At 63.7% G+C, this 20256-nt stretch carries 18 protein-coding genes and 1 tRNA gene; 6 read left to right on the top strand and 13 right to left on the bottom strand.

Translation table 11 applies throughout. The features are described 5' to 3' along the window. Nucleotides 1–2: 2 nt before the first annotated feature. The 4 genes from B8446_RS01090 to B8446_RS01075 all read right to left on the bottom strand — a co-directional run bounded on the left by B8446_RS01090 (nucleotide 3) and on the right by B8446_RS01075 (nucleotide 5540). Entirely contained in the window at nucleotides 3–1475 is a 1473-nt protein-coding gene (locus tag B8446_RS01090; protein ID WP_241767573.1) for a carbohydrate porin, read from the bottom strand. A 342-nt stretch (nucleotides 1476–1817) separates the two neighbouring features. Further along, the gene (locus tag B8446_RS01085) at nucleotides 1818–3899 is read right to left on the bottom strand and encodes a M3 family metallopeptidase (RefSeq protein ID WP_241767578.1); all 2082 of its coding nucleotides are present in this window, start codon (nucleotides 3897–3899) and stop codon (nucleotides 1818–1820) included. Between the two features lie 149 nt (nucleotides 3900–4048). After that, nucleotides 4049–4624 (bottom strand): NIPSNAP family protein, encoded by a 576-nt coding sequence (locus B8446_RS01080; RefSeq protein WP_053053593.1) that lies wholly within the window; start codon nucleotides 4622–4624, stop codon nucleotides 4049–4051. Nucleotides 4625–5454: 830 nt separating this feature from the next. Next, nucleotides 5455–5540, bottom strand: a tRNA-Tyr gene (locus B8446_RS01075). A gap of 140 nt (nucleotides 5541–5680) precedes the next feature. Here B8446_RS01075 and B8446_RS01070 point away from each other — a divergent pair. Genes B8446_RS01070 through B8446_RS01055 form a run of 4 tightly spaced genes read left to right on the top strand, consistent with a single transcriptional unit; the run spans nucleotide 5681 to nucleotide 8814 of the window. Next, on the top strand, nucleotides 5681–6541 hold the full coding sequence (locus B8446_RS01070) for a TrmH family RNA methyltransferase (protein WP_084711952.1): 861 nt from the start codon (nucleotides 5681–5683) through the stop codon (nucleotides 6539–6541). After that, complete coding sequence (locus B8446_RS01065; RefSeq protein WP_048846293.1) at nucleotides 6541–7326, top strand: 3-keto-5-aminohexanoate cleavage protein; 786 nt, start codon at nucleotides 6541–6543, stop codon at nucleotides 7324–7326. Before B8446_RS01070 ends, B8446_RS01065 begins: the two co-directional genes overlap by 1 nt. Beyond that, entirely contained in the window at nucleotides 7323–8183 is an 861-nt protein-coding gene (gene purU, locus B8446_RS01060) for a formyltetrahydrofolate deformylase (RefSeq protein ID WP_048846291.1), read from the top strand. The genes B8446_RS01065 and purU overlap by 4 nt, the downstream gene beginning before the upstream one ends. 43 nt (nucleotides 8184–8226) lie before the next feature. Continuing rightward, nucleotides 8227–8814 carry a GlcG/HbpS family heme-binding protein gene (locus tag B8446_RS01055; RefSeq protein WP_241767572.1) on the top strand — a complete coding sequence of 196 codons (588 nt, stop codon included), beginning with the start codon at nucleotides 8227–8229 and terminating at the stop codon, nucleotides 8812–8814. Nucleotides 8815–9008: 194 nt separating this feature from the next. Here B8446_RS01055 and B8446_RS01050 read toward each other — a convergent pair whose 3' ends face one another. The 7 genes from B8446_RS01050 to B8446_RS01020 all read right to left on the bottom strand — a co-directional run bounded on the left by B8446_RS01050 (nucleotide 9009) and on the right by B8446_RS01020 (nucleotide 15510). Further along, complete coding sequence (locus tag B8446_RS01050; RefSeq protein ID WP_048846390.1) at nucleotides 9009–9428, bottom strand: DUF1810 domain-containing protein; 420 nt, start codon at nucleotides 9426–9428, stop codon at nucleotides 9009–9011. A gap of 322 nt (nucleotides 9429–9750) precedes the next feature. Then, complete coding sequence (locus tag B8446_RS01045; protein WP_084711951.1) at nucleotides 9751–11172, bottom strand: c-type cytochrome; 1422 nt, start codon at nucleotides 11170–11172, stop codon at nucleotides 9751–9753. Then, the gene (locus tag B8446_RS01040) at nucleotides 11169–12830 is read right to left on the bottom strand and encodes a GMC family oxidoreductase (protein ID WP_048846287.1); all 1662 of its coding nucleotides are present in this window, start codon (nucleotides 12828–12830) and stop codon (nucleotides 11169–11171) included. Before B8446_RS01040 ends, B8446_RS01045 begins: the two co-directional genes overlap by 4 nt. Before the next feature lie 4 nt (nucleotides 12831–12834). Continuing rightward, nucleotides 12835–13485, bottom strand: a complete 651-nt coding sequence (locus tag B8446_RS01035; RefSeq protein ID WP_053053592.1) for a sugar dehydrogenase complex small subunit — start codon at nucleotides 13483–13485, stop codon at nucleotides 12835–12837. Between the two features lie 26 nt (nucleotides 13486–13511). Next, nucleotides 13512–13913, bottom strand: a complete 402-nt coding sequence (locus B8446_RS01030; RefSeq protein WP_241767571.1) for a GlcG/HbpS family heme-binding protein — start codon at nucleotides 13911–13913, stop codon at nucleotides 13512–13514. 277 nt (nucleotides 13914–14190) lie between these two features. Then, a complete protein-coding gene (locus B8446_RS01025; protein ID WP_048846285.1) occupies nucleotides 14191–14898 on the bottom strand; it encodes an NADPH-dependent F420 reductase in 708 nt (235 codons plus the stop codon). A 15-nt stretch (nucleotides 14899–14913) separates the two neighbouring features. Next, nucleotides 14914–15510 (bottom strand): cupin, encoded by a 597-nt coding sequence (locus B8446_RS01020; RefSeq protein WP_048846283.1) that lies wholly within the window; start codon nucleotides 15508–15510, stop codon nucleotides 14914–14916. A gap of 155 nt (nucleotides 15511–15665) precedes the next feature. Between B8446_RS01020 and B8446_RS01015 the strand changes: the two genes are divergently transcribed. Beyond that, nucleotides 15666–16772, top strand: coding sequence for an AI-2E family transporter (locus B8446_RS01015; RefSeq protein ID WP_241767570.1), 1107 nt, complete (start codon nucleotides 15666–15668; stop codon nucleotides 16770–16772). 32 nt (nucleotides 16773–16804) lie between these two features. Here B8446_RS01015 and B8446_RS01010 read toward each other — a convergent pair whose 3' ends face one another. Further along, nucleotides 16805–17620 carry an ABC transporter ATP-binding protein gene (locus B8446_RS01010; protein ID WP_048846281.1) on the bottom strand — a complete coding sequence of 272 codons (816 nt, stop codon included), beginning with the start codon at nucleotides 17618–17620 and terminating at the stop codon, nucleotides 16805–16807. A 5-nt stretch (nucleotides 17621–17625) separates the two neighbouring features. Then, entirely contained in the window at nucleotides 17626–18516 is an 891-nt protein-coding gene (locus B8446_RS01005) for an ABC transporter permease (RefSeq protein ID WP_241767569.1), read from the bottom strand. 315 nt (nucleotides 18517–18831) lie between these two features. Here B8446_RS01005 and B8446_RS00995 point away from each other — a divergent pair, with 315 nt between their 5' ends. Further along, on the top strand, nucleotides 18832–20223 hold the full coding sequence (locus tag B8446_RS00995) for a lytic transglycosylase domain-containing protein (RefSeq protein ID WP_048846274.1): 1392 nt from the start codon (nucleotides 18832–18834) through the stop codon (nucleotides 20221–20223). The last annotated feature ends 33 nt before the right edge of the window (nucleotides 20224–20256 follow it).

The following is a 20256-nucleotide window of genomic DNA, read 5'->3' as shown; positions in this document are numbered from 1 at the left end:
TCTTAGAAGAACTGGATGTGGGATTTGAAGCCGAGCATTGCGGCGTTATGCAGCACTTCCTGTGCGCCCGGGCGCCAGTAGTACTGGAAGTCCGGGGCGAAGGTGACGCCACGGAAAACGTGGATCTGATAAAGCAGTTCAAGAACCATGCCGTATTTCTGCACGCCGTATGAGCCGTTCAGCAGAGGATCATCATACTGCAGCTGAAGAGCCTGCGTCTGGCCAACCTTCGGTGCTACGCGGACATACGAAAAGTTCGCGCCGACCGCGTCCAGCGGACGGGATGCCCAGAAGCCGCGATCCAGCAGGCCGATCTCATACTGCTGTGCACGCGTCGATGTACGCTGGCTGTTGAAATACGCACCCGCGATGGCCGTCAGACCAGCAGCCGGTGCGCCGCCCTTGTGGTGATAGAGCATCTGGTCGGCCAGAGCCCATGCGGCCCAGCTTCCATGATTCCGTCGCGGATCGAGACCGCTCAGGACATACGGATTGCCGTAGCCGTCGTAATACGTGTCTTTGTGATCGGTCGTGTCCCAGGCAAAGCCGAGCTTGTAATGTCCGGGCAGCGTTCCCTTGGAGAAAATCGGCTCCCAGCCGGCTTCCACCGGGATCGCTTCGCCATTGATATCGGCACCGTTGAACTTGAAGCCGGTGCGATACTGGGTGTTCCCGTAGATGCCGGCCTGCGCGAAATAGACACCGGTCTGGATATAGGTGGTCTTGGTCGGCCGTACGCGGATGCGCGTGCTCCAGACAGCATCCGGATACGACGAATGCGCAATATTATCTGACGAGGCCTTGGGATTTCCGCAGAACGCATTGTTCATGAAGTTGCAGTACAGCGGGTTCGACGAGAAATCGTTCAGGAACGGTATGCGGCCTGCAATGATATCGAGATGCCCGTTGAACAGTGTCTCTTCGCCATAGCCATAGACGAAATGGACCGCGACGTTGCCGCCGGCGCCGTAGATTTCCGAGCTGGGGTTCAGGTTGTCACCGAACATCCTGCTGGCCGGAATACCATAACGGCCGACGATGACGGCATGGGTCGAGAACCCACGCCAACCTGCAAGACGTTCCCAGTCGATGTCGCTCTCCATCGAATACTGGCCGGCGTTGCTGCTGCCTTGTCGCAGTCCGTAACCGGGCGTCGGCTTGGTAATGGCACCAGTAAATTCGTTGGTATTGTCGAACGTGAACGCGACACCTCGATTACGCAGATACGTGTTCCAGCCGAACGGATCGGTCAGGATCGCTTCCGGCTGCGGCAGAGGCGGCGTGATGTCCTGCGGAGACGTGAACTGTCCGAGCTGCGCATTCACGCGCTCTGATGGCTCCTCGCTGTTCTGACCGGCACCCTGCGGATTGGCACCGACCTGGGATTGAGCAAATGCGTTGGGACTCACGCAATAAAGCGCCGTGCAGGCGAGCGTCGCACGGAGCCCCAGCCTGAACCACGTTGGTGTGGCCATGTTCGTTTCACCAAATAGACCGTGCATGTCGCTGATGGGCACGTCGCGATCGGTTGAACCATGATGTGGTCGGGAGAACACGATCGGACATCTTGCCCTCTCGATGGCGCGCTCTCCTTAACACCATGTGGCCTGTATATTACCGTTCTGTCATGTGATAAACTGCACGAAACCGCGATCAGATAACAAACCCCCTACTGTGGCGAAAGTATCACAGTCCGGTCTATCTGCAGGCTAAAAACTTGGGCAAGTTACTGTAAGACAGAGCTTTATTTGTTGGTCACACAAAGGCGCATCCTTCGCGAGCGGCTTTGCCGCCGCAAAGGTATGCCCTCTACGATCTCAGTTCGGTGTGACGTTCAGACCATGATTCACCAGCAGCGGTCCGATATCAGGCGCCTGTCCGTAGAACGCCTTGAACATCGGACCGTAATCCATCGTGTGGCCGCGCGAGAGGATCATGTCCCGGAATCTCTGGCCATTGGACCGTGTCAGCCCGCCGTGAGACCGGAACCAGAAGAATACGTCGTCGTCGAGCATTTCGGTCCAGAGATAGGCGTAATATCCGGCGGAATAACCGTTCGACCAGATATGCAGGAAGTAGCTGCTGCGATAGCGCGGCGGCACGTCTGCCGTATCGAGCCCCATGCGCCCGAGCGATGCCGCTTCGAACGCGTCCACGTCCTGCTTCGGCGCTGATGCCGGAAGGGCATGCCAGTCCATGTCCAGCTTAGCGGCCTCGATAATCTCGCCGAAGACGAAGCCCTGATCGAATTTTGCTGCCCGCTTGATCTTGTCCACAAGCATCTGCGGCATGGGGGCGCCCGTCTGATAATGACGCGCATAATGGGCGAACACCTTGGGATCGAGCGCCCAATGCTCGTTGAACTGCGAGGGGAATTCAACGAAGTCACGCGCCACCGCCGTACCGGACAGCGTCGGATAGGTCTGATCCGCGAACAGCCCGTGCAGCGCGTGACCGAACTCGTGGAACATGGTCGTCGCGTCGTCGAACGAGATGAGCGCAGGCTGACCGGGCGCGGGCTTTGCGAAATTCGCAACGTTATAAATGACCGGCCTGGTGCCGAGCAGTTTCGACTGGTTGACGAAATTCGACATCCACGCGCCGCCGCTCTTGTTATCGCGCTTGAAGTAATCGAAATACATCAACCCGAGCGGCGATCCATCATGATCGAATACCTCGTACGTCATGACATCCGGCTGATAGACCGGAATGTCCGTACGACGCTTGAAAGTCAGTCCGTAGAGCTGATTGGCCGCATAAAAGACGCCGTCTTCCAGTACGCGGTGCAGTTCGAAATACGGTTTGACCTGATCCGGGTCCAGCGCATATTTCGCGCGGCGAACGATCTGCGCATAATGCGCCCAGTCCCACGGCTTGAGCGTGAAGCTCTGATGATCCTGTGCGATCGCGGCCTGCAACATGGCGGCCTCGCGCTTCTGCTCTGCCGCGACCGCTGGTGTCAGTCGGGCGATGAAATGTTCGACGGCTTCAGGCGTCTTCGCCATCTGATCGTAGAGCACATAGGCGGCATAGTTTGGATAACCGAACAGGGTGGCCTTCTGGGCGCGGAGCTGCGCAAGGGTGGCAATGGTTCCGCGCGTGTCGTTGGCGTCGCCCTTCTCCGCGCGCGTCCAGCTGCTTTCGAATAGGGCCTGGCGGGTGGCCCGGTCGGTCATGTCCTCGAGCGCGGGCTGGGGCGTCGTGTTCTGCAGCGCGATCAGCCAGCTGCCGGGCAATCCGCGCGCCTTCGCGGCCTCGGCGGCATTGTCGATCGTGGCAGCGTCGAGCCCCGCGAGCGCTGCCCGGTCATGAACCACCAGAGCCCCGGCCTTCGTCGCAGCCAGAAGCTTCTGATGAAAATCGGTTTCGAGAGATGCAATCTTTTCGTTGATCGCCCGCAGCTTCGCCTGATCGGCATCGGACAGCAGAACGCCTGCATGAACGAACTGCTGGTAGTAGACCTCCAGCAGCTGCGCCTGCTCCGGATCAAGCTTCAGGTGCGCACGCTGGTCATGCAGCGCGCGAACACGCGCGAACAGGGGCTTGCTCAGATAGATCGAGTCTTCATGCGCGCTGAGCCTGGGCGTTTCAGCCTGATCGACGGCATCGAGGGTCGCATTGGTGTTGGCAGCGGAGACTCCGCCGAAGGCAAGGTTGACCCGGTCGAGCATGCGGCCGGACCGTTCCAGGGCCACGATCGTATTGTCGAAGGTCGGGGCTGCCGGATCATGCGTGATCTTCGCGATGTCCGCATCTTGTTCGGCCATGCCCTGCTCGAAGGCCGGCTGGTAGTCCGTGTCCTTGATCCGGTCGAAAGGCGGTGCCTGATATGGCAGGGCGCTCGGGGCGGCGAACGGGTTGCCTGCCGATGACAGGGCCGCATCGGCCGCCTGCGCCATGCCGCCATAAGCAAGCGCGCTGGCCGTTGCGGCCAGAATGGCCCAGTTGGTCAACTTCATGGGGAACGGTCTCCGGTAAGGCGGGCGCAGGTGCGCCGCGTTACTGCGACCGTTACGGTTCCATGATCGACCGGGTCAAGCGACGCCCCTCATTGAAGCGGCGAGAAGGTCAACGGCCACATGATTTCCGCCGTCATGCGCCCGGCGAGGAAGGACGAGACCGGCGGCGGCCACTGGCCGGTCGCAACCGCATCCGCCCGGATTGCCTGACGGGCATCCAGACCGGCATAGGGCCAGATATGGGCAAACCGCGGCGCGCCATCCGCCGACTGCATGGCGATCAGAAGCGGCGACAGCGCGCACCGAGTGGGAAGCGCGCCAAGGAATGCCGCATGTACGTCGGCAATACGGTCCGGCAGGACGTCATAGCACCGCAGTTCGTAACAGGGCCCATGCTTGCCCGGAGATGGCAGCATCAAATCCGGCAGGCCATGCCAGACGGACCGTGTAACCTCGATATCCGAGTGCACCGTCCCGAGTGGCAGTTCGACTGGCTGGCCTCCTTCAGCCAGCACGATCACGCGGTTCAGGACACCAAGATCGACGCTCCAGCAACCGCGCAGCCGGTCCGGCGGCCGTGGGCTCCAGGCTTCCGACAATGCCGCGACCAGCGCCGGCAATCCTCCGGGTCTTGCCGTCATCTCGATCAATGTGAAAGTGCCCATGCCTTGTCCTTCCTGACTGCTGTCTGAATCCCATGGAAGCCAAAAGACAGCGCAGGGCAAGAACGAGGAACGATGGGCCACGATCGCTGCGGAAGAAAAGGACGACGGCGCCTGAATGCTGCTATGGGAGCGGGGCCACTTCCTGCTCCCGCAAAAAGCAGGCGAGCCTCCAACAGGCGATTGGCGATTGGCGATTGGCGATTGGCGATTGGCGATTGGCGATTGGCGGGATCGCATCACGTCTTTCGGCAGAGAAACAGGGTGTTCCAGGCAAAGATGCGCCGGGATGACCAGATCAATTGGCCGACACGGAGATCGTCAGGTTCGTGCGCCGCTGCCGGGCCCGCTGTCGCGGGCCAGTGCTCAGCCCGCTCTCAAGGACGCCTCATGCAAGCAAGATATCGTTGCGCGACCTTCAACATCACCAAACTGGCAGGACAGCAGCCATGATACGAGGCGTGATCTACGGTCTCATTCTGCTTGTCGTCGCGGTAACGGTCTTTCTGTATGCAGGACAACGCGGAGGCCTCCGCGCAGGGCACCAGAGAATCCCGACGCAGTTCGGGCATCAGCTCGAGCGACGCTTCTAGCAATATGGACTAGGCTCACGGCCTGAAATCCTCGGCAGCAAATCTGCAGACGCGCGGTCGATATCGACGGGATGTTTCGGCCCTGCCCCGAGATCTGGTGACGACGTTCACGACGCCCGTGGAAAGTCGAACAGCTTGCCGGGTGAGACGACCAGATCCACGCATTTGGGGCCAAGCTTGAGAGAGGGCAAGGTCCCATCCCGTTCGACCAATAACTACAAGAGTTTATGGGCGGGACTTTGGTGGAGAGAGTTGGATTCGAACCAACGTAGGCGTACGCCAGCGGATTTACAGTCCGCCCCCTTTAGCCTCTCGGGCATCTCTCCAGAGGTCGCTTGCGGGCCGGATTACGAGGGATCGCGCTGCCTGTCAACGCCGTGTTGAGAGGAAAACCGACCAACGAACGATTGCGATGCCGTTTCGGCATGGTGACGCGGGGCGCGGTCGCGGCCTATAGGATAGCATCATGGCCAGACGCAGTCCGGGCCGCGCGGGACAGACGCGCGGCACCCCTCCCCGTTCCTCTACCCCTGCGAACACGTCCCGCGCGCCAGCCTCGGGCGCGGCGGGACCGCGCCCCGCTGCCACACACGCACCGGAACCCGGCTCGAAATCTGGCCTGGGTTACTGGCTCTATGGCATGCACGCTGCGTCCGCTGCGCTGGCCAATCCGCAGCGCGCGATCCACGAAATCCTCCTGACCCGTGAAGCGCAGGACGCGCTCGCCGCGCGCCATGTGGCCATTTCCGGAAGCCCTTCCATCGTGGATCGCACGCGGCTCGACCGGCTCTGCGAACGCGACGCCGTGCATCAGGGAATCGCGCTCCGCGTGGAGCCGCTGAACCCACCGACGATCGCAGACGCGCTGCTGCGCCCCGGCCCGATCCTCGTGCTCGATCAGGTCACGGATCCGCGCAATATCGGCGCGATCCTGCGCTCAGCTGCGGCTTTCGGTGCCTGCGCCCTGCTGCTTCAGGATCGCAACACGCCGCAGGAGAGCGGCGCACTGGCCAAGGCGGCCTCGGGCGCCCTGGAGACGGTGCCGGTCCTGCGAGAGGTCAACTTGTCACGCAGTCTGGCCAGCCTCCAGCAGGCCGGGCTCTGGGTCGTGGGGCTGGATGCCGGCGGCGGGCGACTGAACGGCAGCGCGTTCGAAGGACGTCGCGTGGCCCTCGTCCTGGGCGCCGAGGGCGCAGGACTGCGCCGCCTGACGCGCGAGAGCTGCGATGAGATCGCATCGCTCTACATGCCGGGTGACATGGAAAGCCTGAACGTCTCCAACGCCGCTGCCGTCGCCCTTTACGAGCTCGCGCGCAGCAACGGCTGATGCTGCAGGCATGCCTCAATGGGGCACGCCTGTCGGGCGCCCATCCGCGTCTGCCCACGACGCCGGACGCCCTTGCTGCCGACGCGTCAGCCTGTCGGCTGGCGGGTGCGACGGACATTCATTGCCATCCGCGTGATACGGATGGCGTGCAAAGCCTCGATTCTGCTCTTGTCGGCGACGCGTTGGCAGCAATCCGCACGGCATGCCCGGGCATGCCCGTCAGCATTTCCACCGTGCTGTCGATCTGTGGCGATCACCGCCATACGGTCGCAGCGATCGGACAGTTCGAGATCTGCCCCGACCATGCGTCCGTCAATCTGAGCGAACCCGGAACCTGCGAGGTCATGGCAGCGCTCGAGGAACGCGGAATCGGGATCGACGCCGGGCTGGCCAGTTGCGATGACGCAGGCCGCCTCATCGCCTTGTCTCATCCCCTGACACTGCACCGGATCCTGATCGAGATCGACCTGATAGATTTCGACAGTGCCCGAATCGAGACTGAAGCCATCCTCTGCCTGATCGGCGATCGGTTTTCCGTGCCAGTTCTGCTGCATGGCGAGCAGGAACCGATCGTCTGGCCCATGGTGGCTCTAGCTGCGCGCTCAGGGCACGAAACGCGGATTGTTTCGAGGACGGCTTCCGTCTGCCGGACGGCACGATCGCGCCCGACAATGCAGCACTTGTCGCAACGGCACGAACCGTTGTCGCCGGGAAAGCACGTGGATAGAACCAGTCGGGACGGCCGCTATAGCCATTCCGAAAGTAAGCCCCGAAGATCCGCATGACCCATACACTGACCCTGACCTGTGCCGGCCGTCCTGGCATCGTCGCCGCCTATTCGGGTGCGCTGTTTGCCCACGGTCAGACCATCGACGAATTCGACCAGCACGAGGACCCCGGCACCGGCCGCCTGTTCATGCGTGTCGCCTTCCATGCCGTAGGCGGGGATGCCGCCATGACGGCGGGCTCACTGTCGACCGCGCTGCGCGAGCTCGGCGTGCAGTTCGGTGCGCGCTGGTCCCTGAACGACGGGCGCACGAAACGCCGCGTCGTCCTGATGGTGTCGAAGTTCGATCACTGCCTGGCCGACCTGCTGTATCGCTGGCGACTGGGCGAACTGCCGATGACACCGGTCGCCATCGTCTCCAACCACCCCTGTTCGCCCACGATCGCAGGTCTCCTGGGCGACATCCCGTATCATCACCTGCCTGTCACACGGGACACACGCGCAGCGCAGGAGGATCGCCTTCGCGCCCTGCTCTCGATGCTGGCGTGCGATCTCGTGGTGCTCGCACGGTACATGCAGGTGCTGTCCGACCAGCTCGCGCATGAGCTGACCGGACGCTGCATCAACATCCATCATTCCTTTCTGCCCAGCTTCAAGGGCGCGCGTCCCTATCATCAGGCTCAGGCCCGCGGCGTGAAGCTGATCGGGGCGACGGCCCATTACGTGACCGGCGACCTCGATGAAGGACCGATCATCGAACAGGACGTCGAGCGCATCAGCCACGCGGACAGCCCGGACGACCTGATCCGCAAAGGACGCGACGTGGAACGCCGGGTACTCTCGCGCGCCGTTCGCTATCATTTGACGGATCGCGTGCTGCTGGACGGCGTGCGTACGGTCGTCTTTCCCGACTGAACACGATCTTATGGGTGCGCCACCTTCGTCGGAGCGCTCCTTCATGCCCGTCCTCGCCTCCTGCCACCGCGTCATCCTCGTATGCCACAGGATGCCGCGCCTCGCGCCCGTTGCCGCCGCCGGTCTTGCAATAGCGTCCATTCCGGGGGCGCCTGCCGTGGCAGCGCCGGCCGTTTCCCAGGCCGCCCATCTGGTGACGAGCCAGAAACTGGACTGGCAGACCGCGACCGCACTGGCGACCGATGCCGTGCGCGCCTGTGCCGCACAGGGTTATTCGGTGACGGCGGCCGTGGTCGACCCGTCCGGCCATGAGCAGGTCATCATCAAGGGCGATACTGTGCCGTTGCAGTCGCTCTCGGTATCCTATCGGAAAGCCTATACGGCGTTTTCCTACGGCCTTGCCTTCAATCAGGACACGACCAGCGCTTTGATCAAGGGCGGGTTTTCAGGCCCCGCAAACGGCGCTCTGAACACGATCCCGGAAGTGCTGTTCGTCCCCGGCGGCGTGACGCTGCGCCGCGCCGACCGGACCGTCATCGGCGGGATCGGCGTGTCCGGCGCACCCGGCGGCGACAAGGACGAGGCCTGCGCACAGGCAGCCGTGACCCGGCACCGAGCGGAGTTTCAGTAAGGCTTTCTCCCGACGATCGGCCGGTTCGAAACCTTGCAGGCATATGACCGGCCAACACCTGCGTGCCCGCAAAAATTTCCCCCATGAGCAGCGTGCCGCTGCCTCTTGACCACCTTCCGCGATGATTTTGTGAAAGGGACGAGCGGATTTCCCGACGCTTCCAGAGCCGGACGCCGAGGTTTCAGTTCCAGACCTCACAAGATCCGTAATGTCGCCAAATCTTCCCGGCCGTCGAAATACCGTTCCAGAGCGATCCGGAACGCGTCTTTCTGCGGTCTTGCCCGATGAAACAGGGTCATTGACGCGTGGAACTTCATGTCATCGGGTGAGCCGAAAATGTCATGAACAGTTCGCCCCTCGACGGCATTCACCTGGGCGGTGCATTCGATGAGTCGTGGCCCCAGCACGGGATGCTCAAGAAATGCGCCGGCTTCCGCGAGCGAACGCAGGGCATAGCGCCGGGCCATGGGGCTATGCCCCAGACCGGCGATCTGCGGAAACACGAACCACATCCAGTGTGTCTGTTTGCGCCCCTGCCTCAGTTCCCGGCGGACCTCGTCCATCACGGGTTTCTGCGCCGCGACGAACCGCTCCAGATCATAAGGATCAGACATGATGACATCTCCCGTCGATCGCGCAGCCATGCCACGCGATGCGGCACGACCCGGCTTCATCGCCTGATAACGCCACAACGGGCGGATCGGGTGCAGCGATCGCGGGCAGCCGGATGGGCATCGCGCCGTCTGGGAAACATCAAGTATGTGAAAGGGTAGAAACAGACCGCGCTTACGGTGTGCCTCGAGCACGCTCTATGGAAAAATGTGCACGGGCACGTCCAGGATCCCAACTGGACGCCGATACCCGGTCCACGCGGGTCGGGACAAGAAACGGGCTTTCTGCCGTGTCATCGCACGGCAGGAAGCCCGGAACGAGCGCTTACCGCCGGAAGCGCAGCGCGAAGATTGCGGCAACCAGAACGACCAGCGCCACGAGGGCAGCAAGGCCCGGTTTGATGTAGGGGCTGATCTGCGCGATCACCGGCTTCGGACCGCCGGCGCGGATGCTTGCCACATCCTGCGTCGACACGTGCGCCGCCGGGTTGCCGAACTGCTTGAGCACGTAGTTCGAGACGGCCGCGATATCCTTGTCCGACAGATGCTGGACGTAGGAATCACGGCCGAAGCCCGGCATGTAATAATGCTTTGTGCCGATCGTCCGGTTCACGCCCTCAAGGATGGTCGCGACCAGATTGTAGGGCGTATCGGCCCCCGTTGCCGTATTGTGGAACAACTGCGGATAATAGCCGTCCTTGCTGCCGAGCCCCGTCGGCTGATGGCAGGATGCGCAGGCACCGTCATAGATCAGCGCGCCGCGATCGACCTTCGGTGCCCCGCGCAGCACGGCATCCTCGGCCGAGACCGCACCGAACGCATCACGCGGCTGCGTCTGGTGGCGATCGACGACCGTGGCACTCGCATTTGCCGGGAGCTGCTTCACATAGGCAACGATCGCGTTGATATCGTCATCGTTGAGATACTGGAAGCTGTGCTCGATCGCCTCGGCCATCGGACCGGCGGCCTGCGCACGGCCCGGCACGTCACCCGTCTTGAGGTAACGCGCGAGGTCGGCCGCACTCCACGTCGCGATGCCTGCATTCTGCGCCGAGGTGATGTTCGGGGCGAACCACGATGCAATCGCAGCGCCACCCATCTGCTGGCTTTCGACCTCGGCCATCATCGCATTACGCGGCGTATGGCAGGTGTCGCAGTGTCCCAGCGCGAGCGCGAGATAGGCACCGCGATTGACCTCGGCCGACTTGTTCGGGTCCGGAACGAACGGCTTTGCATTCAGATACAACGCGTTCCAGAACATCATCGATGCGCGAACATTGAACGGGAACGGCAGGGCCGTAACCGGCGCCGCGACATCGACCGGCTTCACGCCATGCATGAAATACGCATAGAGCGATGCGATGTCGTCGTCCGTCAGCCGCACATACGACGTATACGGCATGGCCGGATAGAGATGCGCGCCGTCACCGCGGATACCGCGGCGCAGGACGGCCGTGAACTGGGCCAGCGTGTAGTTGCCGATACCATACTGTTTCGACGGCGTGATGTTCGTCGAATAGATGCTGCCCAAGGGGGATGCGATGCCATAGCCGCCGGCGTAGGCCAGGCTGCTGCCCGGCTTGGTATGACAGGCCGCGCAGTCCGCTGCGATCGCGAGATAGCGCCCACGCGCGATCTGGTCGGCGTCCTGCGCACGCGCCGAGACCGACAGCACGGCCGTGAAACCCAGCGCGCCAAGTGCCAGCGTGCGGGCCGTGCGCGCCATGTGAGAGGACCGCACGTTCATACCTCGCCTGCCTTGAATGCGTTCTGGATCGAATCAGCCGCACGAATGCCCAGCGCCGCCATGCTCAGCGTCGTGTTCACGACACTTGCCGAACACATCGCAGCACCACCGGGCAGCCACAGATTGGTGTGGTCGTGGGTGCGACACCAGCCATCGACCACCGACGTCTTGGGATCGTCGCCCATGATGGCGCCGCCCATGATGTGGTTGTTCGCGTTGTAGTCGGTCGTGATGCGCAGTTCCGTGCCGCCGAGCAGGCCCGAGATCTGCTTGACCTGGTCGTGCACGGCCTGCGTTCCGCGCCGCACGTAATCGCCGACATCGTAATAGATGTCGGGACATGCCAGACCGAGCGGATCCTTGCGCGTGTCGCTGAGCGTCAGGCGATTGTTCGGGTCCGGCAGCGGCTCGAGACTGACGGACAAATCCACGCCGCAGGCCGCGCGACGGCGGATTTCGTCGTCCAGATCCTGACCGACGAGCCCGAGTTCCAGCGCCTGCTCGGTTGCCGGGGCAACGCGGCTGATGTTGTTCAGGATCATCTTGTTCGCGGAATACTGCGACCGGAAATCGCCTGTGCGGGCCCCGACAATGCAGCTGCTCTGCGCCGGGCCACGGCCGAACCACAGCGGCTCGTTGGCGAGGAACGTCGCGTGGACGCCCGAATGATCCATCATGTTGCGTCCGACCTGATCGGACGAATTCGCGATCCCGTGCGGATTGCGCTCGTTTGCCGCGAGCAGCATCAGACGCGGCGTCTCGATGCCGTTGCAGGCCGCGACGACAACGCGCGCGCGCGCCTTGTGAGAACGCTTGTGCGCATCATACCAATGAACGGCTGTGACGCGGTTTTTCTCGTCGGTGTCGAACTTGTAGACCACGGCCTGGTCGATCGTGACCGCACCGGCATCTTCCGCCTTGAGAACGTGCTGAATGCCGTTGTACATCGCCCCGATCGGGCAGATCGGCTGACAGTTGTTGTTGCCGCAACAGGCCGGCCGCTCCTCGAACGGTTCGACGCTGCGACCCTGCGGGATCGGCACCAGCTTGAAACCGTGCGGATTGACGAGTTCGGCCACGCGCTTGTCGCCATATCCGAATGGGATCATGTCGCGCGGATAAGGCTTCGAACGTTCCTGCGGCGACTGCAGATCCTTGTCGTGCGGACCGGACACGCCCATCGCGTCTTCCGCGCGGCAGTAATACGGCTCGATCTCGTCATAGGAGATCGGCCAGTCACGACCGACGCCGTAGGTCGACTTCATGCGGAAATCGACGGGCAGATGGCGCCAGCACGATGCCGCCCAGTGCCAGGTCGTGCCGCCGACCGTCCGCAGATAGCCCTGCTGGAAGGCCGATCCGTTCGGACCGTTCAGGCCGACATATTTGTTGGGCGGGAAATAAAGCGGCGCGGGGGCCAGTTCGGACTGCGGATACAATCCCTGAAAATCGCTGTGCAGGCGGTTGAAATACGCCATGTTGCGCCAGCGCTCGACGAACTCGGAACGCGGCAGCCTGAGGCCCGCCTCGAGAATGACGACGGAATGACCGGCGGAAGCAAGCTGGTGGGCAACCAGGGCGCCGACGACGCCCGATCCGATGACGACGACATCGGCCGAGACGTCGCCACTGGACGTGAATACGGGGCGGGACGACAACGCTTCAGTGCTCCTGATGATGGACGGGCTTGTTCGGCAGGACGTGTGTGGTCGGCGGCGGCTTCGTCTCCACCGCGACAGGCGGCGGAGGCGACGGCGGAGCCGCCTTCGGGGCCACGGCCGGAATGCCGAGCTGCGGCGGATCCTGGGTCCACCAGCCCGGTTCGGCGAAGCAGTAGGTCGGCACCGGCAGGGCATCGCGCGTCGGGCGATACATCAGCGCGTCGTAATAGGAGACCATCGGCGCATGCATGACGTTCTTCGCCGATCCCATATACCAGGCCGCGATCAGCTGATGCATGGCGGGCGCCACATTCGCCTGCTCGGCGCGCGCGAGAATATCCTTCGGCGTTCCGCCGCCCGACACGGCCTGGGACAATGCCGTCAGCACGTCGCTGTAACCCGCATACATCTGCTTCATTGCGATCAACAGGCGGCCGGCGGTCTGCGGATTGAGATCCGAACGACCGGTCACGGCACGGGAGATATCGAAGAACATCTCCTGTTCCGAACCGATCGCTTTCGCAGGGCGTGCATCGGCGAAAACAGCCGCCATGGTCGTAGCACCCGCGCCCGTCAGCACGACGCGGCGCGTCACGCCGGCATCAGGCGCGTCCCCTGTATGATCCTGCGCCGTCCCGTCCCGATCCATCATGTCCTGCTCTTCCAATTTCCTGACGATCACGGCCGGGCGAGAGCCGCGACCCCCGCCTCCGCCGCAGCCTGGTCCTGATCATTGTTGCCGCCGCTGACGCCGATTGCGCCATAGACCACGCCATCCTGCATGAGCGGAATGCCGCCGCCTGCGGGCATGGCATCGGGCAGCGCGAGGACAGCCGTCCGGCCGCCGGCCAGCGCCTGCTCGAAAGCGCGTGACGGGCGCTTGTAATAGATGGCGCTGACGGCCTTGCGCTGCGCCAGAGCGAGGCTCGCAAGCTGCGCGCCTTCCATGCGCTCCGTCAGGATCACATGCCCGCCGGCATCGAGGATCGTGACGACCACGCTCGTGCCGTTCTGGCGCGCATGCGTTTCGGCGGCCGCGGCCATGCGGCGCGCGTCATCGAGAGACAGGGACAGGGTCATTTTGTGTTGACCGACCGAAGCCGGCCCCTCGGCTGCCAATGCGATAGAGAAACGATCAGTCGTGACTGCCAGGGCGCTCAGTATCGACATAAATACTAAACTTGTTTTTAATTTCCAGCATCTCATCGTGTCGCGCCGAAACCTTCCGTGACCGTGCCCGGCTACTAACACCCATTTCAAAATGTGGCCAAGCCCTGCGCACCGGCCCGGCCGGCACTTTCCCAACACACGTGTTCACGATTTGGTGACAGACAAACTGATACGATTTGGCAACATATCAGGGGTTGAGATGGAGGTCCCGGCGCAGGCTGACTGCGTCGTCTTCCAGTTCGAAGCCGATATGGCCAGGCTGAAACTGCATGGCGTCACGCAAACCGCCCGCCCGCACGGGTTCGAATCCGGCATCCCGAACCAGTCGTTCGACCGTCTGCACACTGGCGGGATCATCTCCGGCCACCGGCACGGCCAGCAGCGGCGCCGCGCGATGGGCCTGCCCTTCCACGCTGCTCATGTCGATCGAATTGAACGCGCGCACGACGTGCGCCGAAGGAAAATAGCGCTGCGTAGTGATGCCTGCCCCGTCGCGTCCGGCGACACCGGCAATCGCGCCGTCGCGAAACGGATAGGGATTGGTCGCATCAAGAACCGTCTTTCCGGCCACGGCAGGATTCAGGGCAGGCCCGAGCAACGGAATTGCGCCGTAAGGCACGGCGAGCACCACGACATCACCGAAAGCCGCCGCCTGCGCCGTCGTTCCCGCGGATGCGTTCGGCCCAAGCGACGATGCCGCAGCCTGCGCGTCCGACAGATCCTTGGCCGACAGCATCACGTGGTCACCCGCCTGCGCCCACAGGCGACCAAGCGTCGTGCCGACATGCCCCGCCCCGATAATCCCGATCCGCATGCCGTCAGCAGCATGTGCACCGGGCAGAAACGCCGCACCAAGTGCCGCCGCGCACACCGCGCGTCGTGTAAATCCCCGCATGGAAAATCCTTTTGTTCAGGTGGAGTGCCACAGTCGCGTCACCGGTCCGGGGCGACCCGCCACCGGATCGCTATCGGGAAAAGGCAGCGAGAGCAGCCGCGCACGCTGGGCCGCGTCGGGAGCATCGCGCACGATGTCGAAGCTCTGGCCCGGCGGATAGGCGCCCACGACCGAGAACGCATCGTCGGAACCCAGATTCATGTGGCCGGTGCCGGCTGGCAGCAACACGATATCGCCACCCTGTACTACCACCTCCCGGCCGCCCGGGCCGCCCAGCATCAGTTTCGCCGACCCCGCCGCAAACCCGAGCACCTCATGCCCTTCAGTATGATAATGATGAAACGGATACACGCCGTTGCGCCATTGCGGCGGCCAGCCGTTGCGGGTGAATAACGCCTCATGCGCCGCCGCCGGATCGTCGCCGCCCGTGGGCATGGCCGCGCGATACAGGATTACCGGCAGATGAGGATTGTTCGGAACCCACTCATGCTGCGGCAGGAGAAAACTCTCGACACGGCCGTCGCCGGACCCGTCTGCCGCGACGGCGTGACCATTCTCGGCCAGGCGGAGACCGAGGGCTCCCACCATGGCATTGAAGTCGCGTCGGCGCATTGCACCCCTCCTTCGCATTCATGTTGTCCTGGGACAAACACCATGCGCGGTCGCAGTTCGAAACCGTATGTCGTACACGTTCGCGCGATCAGGCCGATCTGAACAAAAGCATGTCCTGCGGCGTTGCTGCCGGACACGAAGACCCGGGAGACGGAATGACCGACCTAACGCCTGCCCCTGACCACGAATCCCGCCCCCATCATTTCGGCCCCGGTTTCCAGCTCCGCGCCCAGCTCGTCATGGCGCTTGCTTTCATTGCGCTGACCATCTTCACCCTCGGCCGGTTTCGCGAGGCCGTGGTCTGGGGCGCGATCCTGGCTACCGTCTGCTGGCCGATCCAGAGCTGGATCAAGGCCCGCCTGCCTCGACGCCACGCCGATACGGTGGCACCGCTCGGCATCGTGTTCGCAATCCTGCTGATCTTCCTGATCCCGATCGGCGCGATCGGTGTCGAAGTCGCCAACGAGGCCGAGGCCGCCCATGCATGGGTGGACAATGCCCAGGCCAACGGAACACCCGAACCGGCCTGGGTCGGCAAGCTCCCTTACGGCAGTGCGCAGGTTTCGCACTGGTGGCAGCAGAATCTCGCCGACCCGCAGGGCGAGCACAACATGCTGCACAAGGTCGGCGCGGACCGCACGCTGGGGATGGCGCGGCGGATCGGACATGAGATGGCGAACGGCACCGTCCTGTTCGTCTTCTCGCTCCTGATCCTGTTCTTCCTGCTCCGCAGCGGCCGTCATCTGACCGATCACTGCCTGATCGCCAGCCATCGCCTGTTCGGGGCGCGCGGCGAGAGCGTCATGCGCCAGATCGTCGGATCGGTGCGCGGGTCGATGGCGGGGCTCGTTCTCGTCGGCCTTGGTGAAGGCGTGCTGATCACGATCTCCTACGTGATCGCAGGTGCGCCCCAGCCCCTGCTGCTGGGCATCCTCACGGCGATCGCATCCATGATTCCGATGCTCGGCTCGGTTGCCGTCGCCATCGCCGTGCTGCTTCTCCTCGCCAAGGGAACGGTAGGCGCCGCGATCGCGGTCGGTGTCTTTGGCATGGTCGTGCTGTTTCTGGCCGATCATTTCGTCCGCCCGGTCCTAATCGGCGGTTCGACCAAGCTGCCGTTTGTCTGGGTGCTGCTGGGCATCCTGGGAGGGCTTGAAACATGGGGCCTGATCGGCCTGTTCGTCGGACCGGCACTGATGGCGGTGACCCACCTGCTGTGGCGGATCATGTCGCGTCCGGGAATGCTCGGCGCGCGGGGCTGACGGTCCGTCTCGCCCCGCAGCACCCCCGTGCTTCAGGGCGAGAAGTCGACAGCCCGAATGTTCTGACTGGCCTCATAGGCGTCCAGCACGTCGCCGGGCGGCCCATCGAACCGGATTCGGCCCGCTTCCATCCAGATGACGCGCGTACACCACCGCCGCAGGATCGGCAGGGAATGGGACGTCAGCACCAGGATGTCGGCGCTGTCGATCAGATCCTCCAGACGGGCACGCGCCTTGTCCTGAAAATGCTGATCGCCTGCCAGGAACCATTCGTCCATCAGAAGGATCTCGGGCCGCGGCGCGGTTGCCAGCGCGAACCCGATCCTGACCGTCATGCCCGACGAGTAGAGCCGAACCGGCAGGTCGAAAAACGCGCCCAGTTCCGCGAACGCCTCGACATCGCGTTCAAGCGCCGTTGTCCGTGCGCGGTCATATTGAAGGCGGCAGGCAAACAGCCGGACATTCTCTCGGCCGGACAGCTCGGGATTCATGCCGGATTGCGGGTCCAGCAGGGCATGAACATGACCCTGGACCTGGAGCAGACCGTCCGCGGACTCGTAAATGCCCGCAAGAGCCCGGAGCATGGTCGACTTCCCGGCCCCGTTGTGCCCGACAAGGCCCACGCGTTCGCCGGCCCCGATATCGAGCGACAGACGGTCGATCGCCTGCACCACGACCGTGTCGCCTCCGCCTGCCGCGCCATGCAGGACGCCGCCAACCGACGCCTCGCGCACCGGCGCAAGCGACGAGCGCGCCTGACGCACGATCGTCTTCTTCAGGGAGCGCGCGCTGCCCTTGAAGACCGGGAACGCCAGGGAATAATCCCGCAGGGTGATGTGGGTGGTCATCGGCGTCACACCCAGAATGACAGGCGCGCCCGCACACGCGCGAAAGCCACGAGAGAGACCGCACAGAACACGCAACTCAATGCAAGCGCCTCGCCCCAGACCACGGCACCGGGCATTGCACCCAGCAATGGCGCGCGAACGATCTCGAGGAGCGGGTAGAACGGGTTCAGCATGAGCCACGATGCCCCGTGGCCCAACTGCTCCGGGCGCCAGATGATCGGCGTCACGTAGAAGGCGATCTGCAGGACCGATCCCACGATCGGCGGCACATCCCGGAAGCGGGCGCAGATCGCCCCCAGCAGGAGGCAGGCCGCAAAGCCGTCGAGCAGCCAGACCACGACACCCGGCACGCTTGCCAGCGCCACCACCCCCGGCCACGCATGAAAGATCGCGAAGACCGCGAAGGGCACGACGATATTGTGCGCGAACACGATCGCATTGCGCACGATGACACGCAGCGCCTGCACGGCATACGGCGTGCGCATCGACCGGATCGCGCCCTCGGCATCCGTGAAGCAGGTGCACGCATCCTGAAGGATGCCGGACAGGCCGACCTGCCAGAGTGTCAGCGACAGCGCGAGAAACGGCAGATATCGCGCAAGGTCTTGATGGAACAGCCGGCCGTAGATCAGCCCCATGGATGCCACCATGATCGCCGATGACAGCGTGATCCAGAGCGGTCCGAGCGCCGAGCCGCGATAGCGCAGCCGGACATCGAGCCAACCGAGCGCACAGGCGAATCGCCAGAGACCGAGCGCCCCGCGAAGGTCCGCCATGGCGCGAGCCATGCTGCGCAGGCCCGGCACACGTGCTGCGGGCGTGGCGCCGGACGGGCCAGGCGGTGCGACACCCGCCTCCCGACGCTGGGGCGCTTGACCTGGGGCAGGGACAGTCATCGCGCTCGCCTACCCGATCGTCTTTCGGGCTGCAATGGCGGCCTTGCGTCATGCCGTCTCGCGATCGAGACGGGCTTGCCAAAAATCTGATGCGTCATTAACGATTTGGAGGAATTTGTTCGTGTACGTTTCAAACAGGAACTGCGTCCGGACGGGAATGGTCTTCACTGACGGGTCCGTTGCGTGCGCCGTTCCCAAAGTTCTGCCGTATTTGTCGATCAGGTTGAACATCGAGTCCAAAACGCGCACCGGATCCCAGGTGCGTTCATCCGTCAGGTAGAAGCCGAAATGCCCTGCTCACGCTCTGCGACGCGTATGTCACCCGAAGCCCGCAGGGTCCGTGCGCGGCTGTTGATGCGTCTGCGGGGACTGGCCGGCATCGGGGCTCTCGCCGGGCTTGCCGCCTGTGCGTCGGGCGTTCCGACACCCACGGCCGTTCCCGTGACGCAGGAAGCCGCAACCTATCGCTCCCATGCGAAATCATATTACGCGCCGCCGGGTCCCGCCGATGACCCGTGGGGTCCGTATATCGAGGAAGCGTCCAAGCGCTTCGATGTGCCGGACGCATGGATCCGTGCGGTCATGGATCGCGAATCGGGCGGCCGACTGTTCGCATCGGACGGATCGTTCGTAACCTCGGTGCCGGGCGCGATGGGCCTGATGCAGCTGATGCCGCCGACCTATGACGACATGCGGGCCCAGTATGGCCTCGGCGAAGACGCCTTCGATCCGCGCGACAACATTCTCGCAGGCACCGCATACATCCGTCAGATGTATGACATCTATGGCTCTCCGGGCTTCCTCGCTGCCTACAATGACGGCCCCGGCATGCTTGATCGTTATCTTCGCCAGAACCGCGCGCTTCCTCGGGAGACCCGTCGCTATGTCGCGGCGATCGGACCCCAGATCGTGGGCATCTGGCCGTCCAATCGTTCAGCGGCCGACCTGATGGTAGCCCAGCACGACACGCACGCGATCATGTATGCATCGGCCCAGACGACCGATGCGACGCGCAACATTCGCGCGGCCTGGGCTCATCAGCGCGTGAACAATGACGATCAGGGCCAGCCCGTGCAGGTCGCCGAAGCGCCTGACGTGCCGGTCGCCACACCCGGCTATGCCAAGTCATGGCAGCCGGTTTCCCCTGCCCCGGCGCCCGAGCATAACGCCGTGGCCGCGGCCTGGGCCGCGCGCGGCACATCGTCGCCAGCCCCGACGCAGGTTGCCGATGCGTCCGATTCCTCGGATGACGCGCAGGCTTCCCCCGCGCCGCAGGCCGAACCCGTGCGTCCGGCCTGGGTTTCAGGGGCACGCGCTTCTGCGCAGCCAATTCCGGCGGCGGCTCCGATTGCAGCCCAGCCCGCCATGGCGACGCTGTCCCATCCCGCCCATTACGGTTTCCACCTCGTGACGCCGGCGATGGCCGAGTCTTCCCCGCTTCTGCGCACCAACACGGCGCTGTCGCATCCGGGGCAATGGTCGATCCAGGTCGGCGCCTTCAATTCGGCAGCGCAGGCTACGCAGGCCGCAGGCCATGCACATGCATCGCTCGCCCTGGCTGCAGCCCATTCACAGGTCGCGCCTGTCCGGACCGGCCGGGCACAACTCTATCGTGCCCGCCTGACAGGTCTTTCGCATGACGATGCGGTCGCCGCCTGCCGCCGGCTGGGCCATAACAGTCCCTGCGTTGTCGTATCGCCTACCTGACAACGCCTGACATTCTGGCGGAGATAGCCATGA

The sequence above is a fragment of the Tanticharoenia sakaeratensis NBRC 103193 genome, from assembly GCF_000963885.1.
In the GTDB taxonomy this organism is placed as follows: domain Bacteria; phylum Pseudomonadota; class Alphaproteobacteria; order Acetobacterales; family Acetobacteraceae; genus Tanticharoenia; species Tanticharoenia sakaeratensis.
The sequence above is the reverse complement of the archived record's forward strand: the minus strand, read 5'-3'. Positions and strand labels throughout refer to the sequence as shown.